Here is an 11,550-nt window from a genome sequence, read left to right as displayed (position 1 = left end):
CCAACCTGCACGACAGCCAGGCCCTGGAGCCGCTCGTGCGCGGTATCCCGCCCGTCCGCTCCCGCCGCGGCCCGCGCCGGCGCAAGCCCGCCAAGCTCCACGGCGACAAGGGATACGACTACGCTCATCTGCGGAAGGGGGAACCGTGCTCTTCAACAAAGATCCGGAGAAGGCGGCTGAGAAAGCTGCCCGTAAGGCCGAGAAGAAGCAGCAGCGCGAGGAAGCCACGGCGCAACGGCAGGCCGGCAAGGACGCTCTCAAGGAGTGGCGCCGCTCGCACCCGGCCGAGACCACGCTGAACACAGCCGCGATGCTGAAGCTGTGGCCCGCATCGAAGATGGGCGAAACGCCCCTTGGGCCCATCAAGGGCGGATCGGCCGAGTTCGTCAACGCCGGCGCGCACAAGGCCTGGACTGCGACCAGACTCATCGCCGGCGTCGCCACCGCAGGCGTCACAGCGGCAGCCACTGGCCGGAAGAACAAGGGGGCTGCCGTTATCAACGTGACCTTCGGGAACGGGGCGGCGCAGACCTACACGGTCAAGCCGGACCCGTCCTACCTGAAGGCCGCCAACCAGTACGTCACCGCGTTCAACGCCCTGGCTGCGCAACTGGCGGAAGAAGACGAAGCCCACGAGTAGGCCGCGTCATTCCGCCCCGTGCGCCCCTCATGCCCGCCCTTGGGCTACGAGGGGCGCTTTGCGTGCGCCCCACTGCGCTCTTGTAGCCCGCCCTTCCCCACCTGACCGTGAACTGTCGGGTTCGCGCAACTGTGACCTTCAGGGGACGCCATGAAGACGAAGCTGAACGACGTCGTCGGCCGACTGCTTCTTGCCGTGGCAGTGACGATCGAACGTCAGGTGACGAGCAAGGCGGGAAAGCGGCGGATGCTGGAGCGCAGGAACCGTGCGCTTCGAGCGGCAGCCAACTGCGGCATTGAGGCGCCGGTGTTGGCGAAGCGGGTCGGGCTGACGGTGACGTGGACGCGGAAAATCGTGGCGAATCCGGAGAAGGCAGCGGCGGAAGAGGTCGCGGCGGAGAAGGTAGTGGCTGAAGAAGCCCTATAGCCGCTTGCGGGCGGACTGCCGCTGCCGCAGGGGTGCTTACGCCGTAAGCGCCCCACCCCACCCCGGCCCGCGACTGCTTACGCCGTAAGCATCACAACATGCAGCTACTAACGTCAGGATGGGCGAAAATTGCGCCCTGCCTGTCATCTATCGATCTTCGACGGCAGTATGCTGCCGCGCATGGCATCACCGACATCCGGAGGTGAGCGGGAAAAGCTCGTATCCAAGCTGCCCGCCTCCCTTCGCCAAGCCCTCAAGGTCCGGGCAGCACAGCTCAGTACCGACGTCCAAGACGCCGTCACCGACGGCATCCAGGCGTGGCGCGCCCACTCCGAGCCGCTCCCCTCGGTCGACACGGCCGGCGCCGAATCGTTCGGGACCTGGCTGCCCGAAGGCCTCTACGACCTCTTCAAACAGGACTGCGCCGCCCGCGGCGTCTCCTACATCCAGGGCCTCGCCCAAGCCGTCGCCCTCTGGCTCGAGCAGAACCCCGCAGACGACGAGGCCGCCCCCACGCGACGCATCATCGTCTGCAACCAGAAGGGCGGCGTCGGAAAGACCGCCGTCACCGCCGGCCTGGCCCAGGCGCTGGCGGAAGCCCCTCGCGAGCCGGCAGGCAAGACCAACGGTGCCGCGGCAGCGGCCCGGGCCGCCGCGCGTCAGGGGCTGCGCGTCCTCATGGTCGACTACGACCCCCAAGGACACCTCTCCCATCAGCTGGGGCTCAAGGCCATTCCCGCCGGACGGGAAAGCCTTATCACCCACATGCTCAACCGGGAACAGGCGCAGACCCCTCTCATCGACCTCACCGTCGGCATAGAGGAAGCCCGCTTCGGCGACCGGCTGCGCATCCTGCCCGCCGCGTTCGACGCCTTCCTGCTCGACTCCGGCCTCACCATGTTCCGCGGCCCCCGGCACGCCGCCCTCGAACGGGCCCTGGCACCGCTGGAGGAGCACTTCGACGTCATCGTCATCGACTCCCCGCCCAGCCTGGGCCTGGCCATGGACGCCGCCATCTACTACGGCCGCCGCCGCGACGGCGAGAAGCCCGGCTCCTCCGGCCTGGTCATCCCCGTCGAAGCCGAGGACACCTCCGCCCAGGCCTACGGCATGCTCATCAACCAGGTCGTGTCCCTCACCGGCGACTACGACATCGAGGTCGAGCAGCTCGGCCTGGTGGTCAACAAGTACGACTCACGCCGCGGCTACATCGCCACCTCCTCCCTGGAGAAGTGGAAGAGCCTCGGCTCACCGCCCGTCCTCGCCGTCATCGGCGACCTGAAGGAACAACGCGAAGCCGTACGGCTCCAAAGAGCCCTCCTCGCCTACTCCCCCGAGTCCGACCAGGCCCACCACATGCGCGAGATCGCCCGGAGACTGACATGAGCAAAGCCGACGCTCTCGGCGGATCCGCCACCTTCGACGCCGTCGCCCAGCCCATGAGCAGTCGCGCCGCCAGCTTCGCCGCCTTCGCCGGCCAGACCACCACACCGCCGGCCGACACTGCCGCGGAGCACAAGAACACCCCGCGCGTCCCCGTCGACCAGCTGGCGCCCAACCCCTACAACCCGCGCGCCACCCTCGCGGCCATAGAGGAAATGGCGGACAGCCTCGCGGGCAAGGGCATCATCCAACCCCTCACCGTCGTCACGCGCACCGCCTTCCTGGCGGCCCACCCCGACCACGCCGCAGACCTCGCGGCAGTGCACTACGTCGTCGTCGACGGCAACCGCCGCCTCGCAGGCGCCAAGCTCGCCGGCCTCGACGACATCCCCGTACACATCGACGACTCCCTCGCCCAGGACGCCGACACTCTCCTGGAGACCGCCCTCACCGCAGCAGTCCAGCACGAGGACCTCGAGCCGCTCGACGAGGCACGGGCCCTGCAGCGCCTGGTCGACGTGCACGGCTCCCAGCGCGCGGTCGCCCGGTCCCTCGGCAAGTCCAGCGGGTGGGTCACCCAGAGGCTGGCCCTGCTCAACCTCACCCCCGAGCTCAAGACCGCCGTCTCGGAAAAGACCCTCCCCCTCGACGTCGCCCGCCGTGTCGGACAGCTGCCGGAACAGCAGCAGCACAGCGCCGCCGAACAGGCTCTGGAGCAGCGCGCCGCCAAGAAGCGTGAGCGAACGAAGAAGCCCAGGCGATCCGCACCGTCCGGTACAGACAAGGCCGCTTCCCCGACAAACGAAGCAGCAGGCAGGCACCCCGCGAAGGACGTAGCCGACGCGGACTCCGAACTGCAGACGCTGGCACGCGATCTCCGTAGCCGCCTGACACCTGAGCAGGTGGACAAGCTGATCGAACTGCTCATGCAGTGACCTCTCACGAGGTGCTTACGGCGTAAGCACCCACCCGCGCCCAAGCACAAGGCGAACCGCGAGCAAGGAAGTGCCCTCTTGGGTGCTTACGGCGTAAGCACCCAAGAGCACTAGAAGAGCGTGGATCCGTCCATGAAGCAGGCCCAACTGAGACTGGCCGCGCTGGCAGCAAGGTCGGGAACATCCGCACGCTGCACTGTGTTGGGACAGGTGTGGTCGTAGGAGGGGATGGCGTTATCGGCGCACTTGGCTCCACCTCTCCGGCCTGACGCGGCTCCAGGACAAACCGGGCGCAGCTACTTCCGCTCAGAACTGGCCCCGCCGCTGAACAGGGTGAACGGCTACCCGTGGGGCCGATTCAAGCCGGAACCGAACACTTACGTGGGTCCAAGTCGGACCGATTCCGGTGGGGCCAGCGGCACCGATAACGCCAAGGGGACAGTGTCCCCGGGCCTCACTTATTGCTTGCAGGGACGATCGTTTGGCTGAAGCCCTGCAATGCCTTTCGCCGCGTAGGCGACCGCCCCTCCTGCGATCACGTCGCAGCCCCGGCCGGAATCCCCCTTCGGCCGGGGCTGCTCGCATGATCACCCTGTTGGGCGAGCCTGCCGTCGGGGGGCCGGGGGAGTTGGTAGGTGCACGGAATGCTCCTGTGCGCGTGTGGTGGTGTGGGGCTGCGGCCGGTTTCCTGAGGGCCGGCCGCAGCACTGCCGGGGAGCGCCGGGGCGCGTCCTTCCACCTGCTGGAGCTCCGGCGCGACCCATGAACTGTCCAGGGGCGCTCATCACGGGAAGCGTCCGAGGTGAGGACTAGGCTCGCTCGTATGACCGATGCCGCCGACAGCACCGATGCCCCGTTTGATCCGTTCGACTTCCCGGCCGACTTGATCGCCGCCCAGCGTGAGGCAGCCGAGCTGCACGCGGAGCTGCACCGTTTCCAGGCGACGCTGCCGTGGTCGCGGGAACCGCACGACGGGTGGCAGGCGCCGGAGCAGAGCGGCGGTCTACGGGGCTACGGCTCGTCCCGGCCGGCGACCGGGGGCTGGACGCCGGAGCAGGCGGCCACCTATGACCGGCTGTGGCAGCAGTGGCGGGAGAAGGCCACCGAGGTTCACCAGCACGCGCACTGGAAGCGGTGCACCGGCACGACCGGATACGAAGCGCGGCAGGCGCTCAAGCAGCTGCCCGAGGCGCAGCCGGTGGTGCCGGTGGAGACGCCCGGGCCGACACAGGACGACGTGACGTTGACCGGCTGAGTAAATCCGGCCTGCCCCGTACATCTCCGCGCGGGACAAGCGCCTGCGGTTCGCTCCGGGTGAGCGAATACTGGGCCGAGCAGCGGACAACGGTGCACCGCTGTGCAGTGCCAGTAGTGCGGAGGCTGTCCTTCAAGCGGGTCCGGATGGTCGGTGTCTGTTGTGATGGGGGTCTTCCGTGGCTGGGGTGGTGGGGGATTGGTGTCCGTGTAGTCGGTACACCATCTCGTCGGGGCAGCGGTGCAGACGGGCCCGTCGCCAGGCGGCGTCGTAGGACAGGGGTGCTGTGCTGTCTCGTTGCATGCGCCAGGCTCGCCAGCTGGTCAGCGGCGCGAGCAGCACCCGCCACAGAAGTAGTCTCATGGGTGTGCCCGCGATGCTGTGGCACTGGTGCCGGGACTTTCCGGGGGCATGATGCCGTCCGGCAGGCTGCCGCCGTTGAGGGCTTTGAGCGCGTCGTACAGGACGAGCATGGCCTGCTGCTGCTTGCCGGTGTCCGTGAATCCTTGGCCGACCTTCTCCCATTGCTGCAGCACCGGAAACCACCAGCGGTCGCAGGAGCTGATCAGGCGGGCCAGGCGCTGTAGTTCGGCGACGTGTCCGTCGCTCAGAGCGCCGGGGACCTGGCGCTCGAGCTGGTCCACGACGATGAGGTCGGGGCGGTCGTAGAGGTTCTCCTTCAAAAACCGCAGACGGCGCACGCGGTGTTCGTCCGCTGCCCGTTGGGTCAGCATTTCGCGGGCTGTGGGGGACAGGGCCAGGTCCGCGTGGGCGGCCAGCAGCCTGTAATGCGCACCCGGGGGGGACAGTGCGTCCAGTGCGGCGTTGACGGCGTCCTGTGCGGCGGGCAGGTCCGTGGCGGCCAGCCGCTCTGTGGTCCGGGCCGCTGCGCTGTGGACGTGCGTGCGTATGGCCTCCTCTGCATGGGGTTGGGTGCGCCAGTTGGGCCGCCAGGTGATCGTGTACACGGCTTCGAAGGCGATGCCGTCGGTGGCGCTGGGCAGCGTGCGGGGCTGGATGGAGGTGCTGGTGCGTGGGGCGCAGTGCCAGGGCCACCTCATGTGTTGTCTCCCGGCCGCGGGAAGACGTTGTGCAGACGGTTGTCGACGAGGTGGTCGTAGAAGTCATCAGCCACGCTGACGCCCTCGGTGGTGGAGATGTCGCGCAGCTCCTGCATGAGGCTCATGCCGGCGTCGAACATCTTGTGGCCGCGCAGCGCCGGCAGGAGCTGGTCGCGCAGTCGTGTGTAGGCGTCGGAGTCGGTGGCGCTGGCGCGGATCCAGACGGTCAGGCGGGAAATGACTTCAGCGGTGGTCTCCGGGGAGCTGAGCAGGTCGTGCACGGCTCGCTGTACGTCGATCCCGGGGGGAGGCGCGGATGCGAGCCACGGTGTGCCGTCGCGCTCGGCGCTCATCAGCGCGAGGAAGGCGAGAGTTCCGCTGCGAGCGGAGACCTTGCCGTGCTGCCAGCCGCGTACCTCATCCACCAGGCGCTGTGCAGCCGTGGGCTGCTGGACCAGTGCCTCGAAGGCGTCCAACACCCGTTGGCGCACGGAGTTGTCGCCGGCCTTGTGCGCGACGCGCCGCAGACGCACCATGGCTCGCCTGGTGTCGGCGGAGGCGGCAGAGGAGTCCTCCAGAATGCGCCGGCACAAAGCGATCACAGTGGGCGCGTAACCGTCCTGTTCGGCCCACCGGTAGAGGGCCTCCCAGGCCAGGCGTCCGATGTGCTCGTTGCGTACGGCGCTCTCCATGACCGTGCCCAGTACTTCAGGGTGGTCGGTGCGGGCGAGGTCGCCGAGGGTGATGAGGTAGTCCATCGTGCCGTGCCGCATGGTGAGCTGGGCCAGTGCGTCCATGGCCCGGTCGTCCGGATCGGCGCTCTGCGCCGTGGCGAGCAGCCAGGTGAGCAGGGGCTCGCGCATGACGTCGTAGTTGTCCCAGACGTATTCGAGCACGGCGCGCCCGTAGGTGGGCCGATCGAAGACCACCGTGTCCTGCATGTCGACCCGGGCTCCGACGTCTTGGATGCGTCGGCGCAGGCCCCGCCCGGCCAGGACGCTGGGGATCACCCCGGATCCTGCTGTGGCACCAGGAAGGACAGGGGCATGTCCGATGTCTTTCAGCAGAGCGGCCGCGCTGCGGGCCACGTCGGGCATGGGGGCGGACTGCCGTACTGCCAGCGCTATCAGCAGGCAACGGTCCTCGACCGGGAGGGATGGGTTGTCGGGGTTGCGCGTGCTGGTTATGTCGCCAAACAGTTCGTCGAGGCGGTCACGCCAGTCGGTCAGCGCCGCGGTGATGCGCTCCTCCAGGCTCATCTGCGGCTCGCTCGGGCCGTCGGCCCAAGCCGGCTGTTGCGACAGGCGGGAGTGTTCCTTCCAGGCCAGGACGGCGGTACGCGCTGCCTGCATGGCGGCCACTGCTGTCAGCCCGCGCAAGGCGGCTGTTGCTTTGGGGAAGGAGAGCAGCGAGGTGGTCAGCTCGTCGTAGCCGTGGGCTCGCAGATGCGCCGTGACCATACGCTCGGCGTCGGGTGCCTCCCGCAGGTGGATCACATGGATGCCGTCGCGGTCACCGAGGCGGTGGTCCTTCCACAAGGTCTGTGCCACGGTCAGCACCAGATGGGAGCGGAGGCCGCGCAGACGAGTGGCGTGCTGCGACAGAGCGTCGAGGAAATCGGCTGACGGCTGATCGTTCTCCGGGTGCTTGAGGTCGAGCTGGTAGGCGTGCTCCTTTTCGAAGGGGAGACGTCCCGTACTGGGGGTGTTCCAGTCCGCCTCCAGCTTGATCACCGAGGCGTGATCGACGGTGTGCTCGGTCAGCAGTCGCAGGGCGAACGTGGTAGAGCCGCAGGAGCGGGGCGCCACGATGATCGTCACTGGTTGGCGTAAACGGCCGCTAATGGGGTCCACGGTCTGGTTCCAGGCGCTGTCCCAGTGGGCGCTGCGTACGAACGGTTGGCCAAGGAATTGCTTCCGGTCGATCACGATGCCGTCCAACAGATCTTGCGTTCGGGTCTGCAGGTTCAGCTCCTCGATGACGCCGGCGACGACGTCGACGTCTCCGTGCAGGTGCGTGTCTCCACCGGCGGTCTCCCGCAACTGCGGCCTGTCCTGGATGGACTCGGACGGGGAAGGCGGCATGGGATAGGGGGAGACGGGGCTGTCGGATGTCGAAGGCGGAGAGCTGGGAACGTCGGTGCTCGGGCGCCATCGGCGCGTCAGCCAGTTGCCGTCGACGCCGTTGGATTGCTGCGCGGTGCTCTCGTCAGGCAGTGGACCGGGTTCGGGCTGAGGAGAGTCGAACGAGGCATCAGACATGGGAAACTCCACGGTGGATGGGGCAAGGTGGACGGTGAGGGAGCCGGGATCGCCTCAACGTTGGCGCCGGTCAATGCGCATGTTGTGGATGTAGTCGGTGATCGTGGCGTCGCTGACCTGCCCGTGGAAGTTGAACGTGCCGCCTCGGCTGCCCGCTGACGGAGCCGCCTCTGCCGGCTCGGGGGCGGCGGGCGCAGGGGTGAGCGGCAGGGCGTCCGTGAGGTAGGGCCGCACGGCCGGGCCGGTCAAGTTCGGCACGTGAATTCGGCAGGGCTGCTCAAAGTCGGGTTTGTCGCTGACCCTGGCAACGGCCTCGAGGAAGTGGTGCTTGCCCAGGCCTGGTGTGCGTCCGGCCTGCACAGTGCGCTGGTAGACGATCTCGGACAGCGCTGCTGCGAGGAAGCCACCGCTATCCCCCGCGGCGGCCAGTGCCTCACGGACAGCCTGGCTGTTGAGGAGACGGGCCGTGGCGTTGATGGCATCGCCGCGGTGGCGGGGCACGGACAGCGGGCCGACGTGCACGCTGACCCGCAGCCTGACCAATGGGCTGTCGGTCAGTTGCTGCCGCCGGTAGCGCTGCAGGGCCGCATCGAGCCGGCCCAGCAAGGGGTCCACGAGTCGGGCCAGCAGCGAGGCGGGGAACAGCAGGATGCCTCCGTCGCCGCTGTCCTTGTACCCCGGCAACTCATCCAGGGCGGGAAGCTGGCACTCGGCGAGCACTGTCGTCAGGATGTCGTCCACGTCGCATCGCACGGCATCCATGCCGGCCTCGGGGATCTGGCTGTACTTCTCCATGTCGATTGCCAGAAGGGCGAGTTCGGCGGGCACATCCTGGGTCTGCTCGGGCAGCGGCGCAACCATTAGGGCACCGTCCTTTCAGCATCGGCGGTCAGGAGGTGCCCATGCTGATCGGACAGAACTGCTACTGCTGCCCACCAGTGGGCACGCACACCGTGCTTCCCGTCACGGATGGGCCTGGGCCTGCGACAGAATCGCACGCATGTTGCGGATGAGGAGTCCGCCGCCAGACGTCGTCGTCACCCAGCCCCGCTCGCGCCAGGGTTTGAGCGCGTTGCCCACCGCGTTGCGCGAAGCGCCGATCATCTCGGACAGCTCCGTCTGCGTCAGACGTACGACGACCCCCGAGGCATTCGCGGAAGCGGCATCGACCAGCCGGGACAGAGCCGAGGCCAGACGCAGGGGCACGGACGCCGTAGCCAGTTCGAGTCGGACCGCCTCCGACTCCCTGACCCGGGCAATGGCATGACGTAGCAGACACGAGAGCAGGTCGTTCTCCTCCACATAAGCGAGGAAGAGATCGGCCGGAACGATGCGGATACGGCACGTCTCGGCAGCGATGACCGTGGCGGTGCGTGGCTGGTTGTCCAGGACGGCCAACTCGCCCAACAACTCGCCAGCCCCGCGTACGGCCAGCAGCGTCCGCTCCCCGTTCGGCCCAGTCAGCGTCACCAGTGCCGATCCGGAGACCAGCAGGATCACATGAGTTCCCGGGTCCCCCTGCCGTAGCAGCACACTTCTGGCGGGGCGAACGCGGTCGGGGGCCAAGCCGCACAGCTGCGACCACAGTCGTTCACCGATGACGGAGGCGTGCGATTGGTACATATTCCCCCCGAATATGGCGGCCGTTACATCGCGATCTTCTCAAGTGGTATGTACATGCTCAATAGTCCAATTCCGGCCATTACGACGGCGGTTGCCGTCAGGTCGATTGCCCGCCTGACGGCCTGGAACTTTCGCCGCGCCAGAGTTGCCAGCAGCGCCAGTCGCTCAGCTTCCGCCCGCATAGCCTGCTCGGAATTCATGGAGGCGAAAGCCGAGATGATCTCCTCCGGCCGGTGCTGGTTGGAGGAGAAAGCTCCGAAGGCTGTCGGACCGACAGCGCGGTGAAGAACTGGGCGAACGGCGTAGAGCGCCGCAGTCAGCGCCATGCCGAGAAGAACGGCTGTGCACGCCAGGACGGCAACGGGTAATGCTGAGGTCGCCCCGCGCAGAGCTGACAGCGCTGCAACGTCGACGGCCATCAGGCCGCCAGCGACGCCACACAACGTTGTTGCCTTAGCGTCTGCCCGCTGCACCTCTACAAACATCTCTCCGGCCCGGGCCTCAAGCCTTTGGCGTACTACCGACATAGCAGGCGAACTGTGGTTCCCGCTTGCTTCGGACACGATGTTCCTCCTCCGTTCCTGCAGCACTGTTGCCGTGCCCTCTCACCGTGCAGGACTTGTGTCCACGTGTGTGCCCTCCGCAAGGCACGCCGAGTGCTGCACCTGTCACACCGCAGGCTCACCACATCTGCCCATCTGAGCCGCGAAGCCGCGGCCTGTCCTTGCCCGTCTGCCGAGGTTGGCACGGTACGCCGCCGTTGCTGCAGCCAGCAGATCAGCGTGATCTGCAGCAGGGTGCCGAGAGCATCGACCAGACTTTCGTCCACCGGTGCCCCAAGGCTCGTCCCGGCTAGGGCCACGCCGAGACGAGAGCGGGGATTATTACCTGGGTGTCGCTCAGGCGATGGGAGGCTGGCCCTGGGCAGACGGTTGCATCATCAGCTTCGGCGGACTGAGACACGTGGCGATGAAGCTGATCAAAACGTTCGGGGCCGAGGGCGTGGGCTAGCATCCCGCCGGACAAAACGAAGGACTTGTGGGAACTCGACACCGGCGACGTGCTGGTGTGGACCGACGTCGAGATGACGGCCTCACCCTGTATGCATGACCTGTCGTCTTATCCAACGGCGCTGCGGTTCGACCGGATGCTTTGCACGATCGGCGTCGTGCCGGAGCTGTTTTTCGCGTTTCAGACCCTGTGGTTCGGGCGCGGGCACCGGCGGCATCGCCGACGCTCGGAGGTACTCGACTCACTTGGCTTCCTTCAAACCATCGAGTCCAAGCGGCGTAGGAACCAGCGGCGTCCCATCATCGGTCACGCCGTCGAGGTAGATCCGGAAGGACTCTCCACCTTCAGGACGAAGTGTGATCTTGTGACCCTTCGCCCGATGAGCGTTCAGGGCAGTGAGCACCGCCTCTCGCTCTTCGATCCGGATCCGGGTGTGGAAGAAATTAACTCGACCGATGTCCAGATGGTGTTCACCCAGGGTGATCTCGAAGCCCGGCGGGCTGACGCGCAGCCCCTGTGGTTGATCCCTTAGTAGAGCTCTCAGCCCGGGGTCGTCCCTGCCGTTTAGAGTGCAGGTGAACGTCTGAGCGAAGGGATAGGCAACGCAACGTCCTTCGATGAGAAGCCTGGCAACGCGCAAGTCGATCCGTTCTTGCCCGGTGTAAGTCAGCGGAGCTGGAAAGTACGTCTCACAGTGCCGTTGAACAACGTCAAGGTCGGACAGGTACAGCAATAGGTGTTCGATGTGGCGCAACTCTTCTGCGGTCCCTGTAGCAGGTAGCGTGCCTGATCCCGCTTCTGCTCCGTCGATGGTGAGGCGTAGGTCGCCGCCGCGTAGCAGCCGTTGCTGAAGGCGGAGGTGAGCTGTACTGAGATTCGTGGAGTCCCTGATGCCAGGGTTACGATCCTGGCGAAGGAGATCCACGAGCACCATGCCTGCACCACGTAAGTACCC

Annotated in this window: 11 protein-coding genes and 1 pseudogene; 6 read left to right on the top strand and 6 right to left on the bottom strand. The window is 67.0% G+C overall.

What is annotated here, in order from left to right; translation table 11 throughout:
* From IE271_RS39150 to IE271_RS39125, 6 genes and pseudogenes are all read left to right on the top strand, one after another.
* A pseudogene (locus tag IE271_RS39150) lies at positions 1-185 on the top strand (IS5/IS1182 family transposase); the annotation flags it as partial.
* A complete protein-coding gene (locus IE271_RS39145; RefSeq protein ID WP_190195214.1) occupies positions 146-640 on the top strand; it encodes a hypothetical protein in 495 nt (164 codons plus the stop codon). The pseudogene IE271_RS39150 and the gene IE271_RS39145, both read left to right, overlap by 40 nt.
* A gap of 150 nt (positions 641-790) precedes the next feature.
* The gene (locus IE271_RS39140) at positions 791-1,066 is read left to right on the top strand and encodes a hypothetical protein (RefSeq protein ID WP_190195211.1); all 276 of its coding nucleotides are present in this window, start codon (positions 791-793) and stop codon (positions 1,064-1,066) included.
* 180 nt (positions 1,067-1,246) lie between these two features.
* A complete protein-coding gene (locus IE271_RS39135; protein ID WP_190195210.1) occupies positions 1,247-2,452 on the top strand; it encodes a ParA family protein in 1,206 nt (401 codons plus the stop codon).
* Entirely contained in the window at positions 2,449-3,384 is a 936-nt protein-coding gene (locus tag IE271_RS39130; protein ID WP_190195209.1) for a ParB/RepB/Spo0J family partition protein, read from the top strand. Before IE271_RS39135 ends, IE271_RS39130 begins: the two co-directional genes overlap by 4 nt.
* Positions 3,385-4,207: 823 nt before the next feature.
* Positions 4,208-4,639: a DUF8825 domain-containing protein gene (locus IE271_RS39125; protein WP_190195208.1), complete on the top strand. Its 432-nt coding sequence runs from the start codon at positions 4,208-4,210 to the stop codon at positions 4,637-4,639.
* A gap of 359 nt (positions 4,640-4,998) precedes the next feature.
* Here the strand turns inward: IE271_RS39125 and IE271_RS39120 are convergent, their stop codons facing one another.
* From IE271_RS39120 to IE271_RS43005, 6 genes are all read right to left on the bottom strand, one after another.
* Positions 4,999-5,700: a hypothetical protein gene (locus tag IE271_RS39120; protein ID WP_229919930.1), complete on the bottom strand. Its 702-nt coding sequence runs from the start codon at positions 5,698-5,700 to the stop codon at positions 4,999-5,001.
* Positions 5,697-7,961: a hypothetical protein gene (locus tag IE271_RS39115; RefSeq protein WP_229919929.1), complete on the bottom strand. Its 2,265-nt coding sequence runs from the start codon at positions 7,959-7,961 to the stop codon at positions 5,697-5,699. Before IE271_RS39115 ends, IE271_RS39120 begins: the two co-directional genes overlap by 4 nt.
* 54 nt (positions 7,962-8,015) lie before the next feature.
* On the bottom strand, positions 8,016-8,822 hold the full coding sequence (locus IE271_RS39110; protein WP_190195207.1) for a nucleotidyl cyclase domain-containing protein: 807 nt from the start codon (positions 8,820-8,822) through the stop codon (positions 8,016-8,018).
* Positions 8,823-8,924: 102 nt separating this feature from the next.
* Entirely contained in the window at positions 8,925-9,584 is a 660-nt protein-coding gene (locus tag IE271_RS39105) for a Crp/Fnr family transcriptional regulator (protein WP_190195206.1), read from the bottom strand.
* Between the two features lie 23 nt (positions 9,585-9,607).
* Positions 9,608-10,147: a Pycsar system effector family protein gene (locus IE271_RS39100; RefSeq protein ID WP_190195205.1), complete on the bottom strand. Its 540-nt coding sequence runs from the start codon at positions 10,145-10,147 to the stop codon at positions 9,608-9,610.
* A gap of 689 nt (positions 10,148-10,836) precedes the next feature.
* A partial coding sequence (locus IE271_RS43005; protein WP_229919927.1) for a hypothetical protein occupies positions 10,837-11,550 on the bottom strand: 714 nt, incomplete at its 5' end.

It is taken from the genome of Streptomyces minutiscleroticus, assembly GCF_014650875.1.
Lineage (GTDB): Bacteria > Actinomycetota > Actinomycetes > Streptomycetales > Streptomycetaceae > Streptomyces > Streptomyces minutiscleroticus.
The sequence above is the reverse complement of the archived record's forward strand: the minus strand, read 5'-3'. Positions and strand labels throughout refer to the sequence as shown.

Bases quoted from the DNA above. Each gene is read 5' to 3' on its own strand.
- IE271_RS39105 (WP_190195206.1), bottom strand. From the start codon at position 9,584: ATGTACCAATCGCACGCCTCCGTCATCGGTGAACGACTGTGGTCGCAG.
- IE271_RS39115 (WP_229919929.1), bottom strand. From the start codon at position 7,961: ATGTCTGATGCCTCGTTCGACTCTCCTCAGCCCGAACCCGGTCCACTG.
- IE271_RS39110 (WP_190195207.1), bottom strand. From the start codon at position 8,822: ATGGTTGCGCCGCTGCCCGAGCAGACCCAGGATGTGCCCGCCGAACTC.
- IE271_RS39130 (WP_190195209.1), top strand. From the start codon at position 2,449: ATGAGCAAAGCCGACGCTCTCGGCGGATCCGCCACCTTCGACGCCGTC.
- IE271_RS39140 (WP_190195211.1), top strand. From the start codon at position 791: ATGAAGACGAAGCTGAACGACGTCGTCGGCCGACTGCTTCTTGCCGTG.
- IE271_RS39135 (WP_190195210.1), top strand. From the start codon at position 1,247: ATGGCATCACCGACATCCGGAGGTGAGCGGGAAAAGCTCGTATCCAAG.
- IE271_RS39120 (WP_229919930.1), bottom strand. From the start codon at position 5,700: ATGAGGTGGCCCTGGCACTGCGCCCCACGCACCAGCACCTCCATCCAG.
- IE271_RS39125 (WP_190195208.1), top strand. From the start codon at position 4,208: ATGACCGATGCCGCCGACAGCACCGATGCCCCGTTTGATCCGTTCGAC.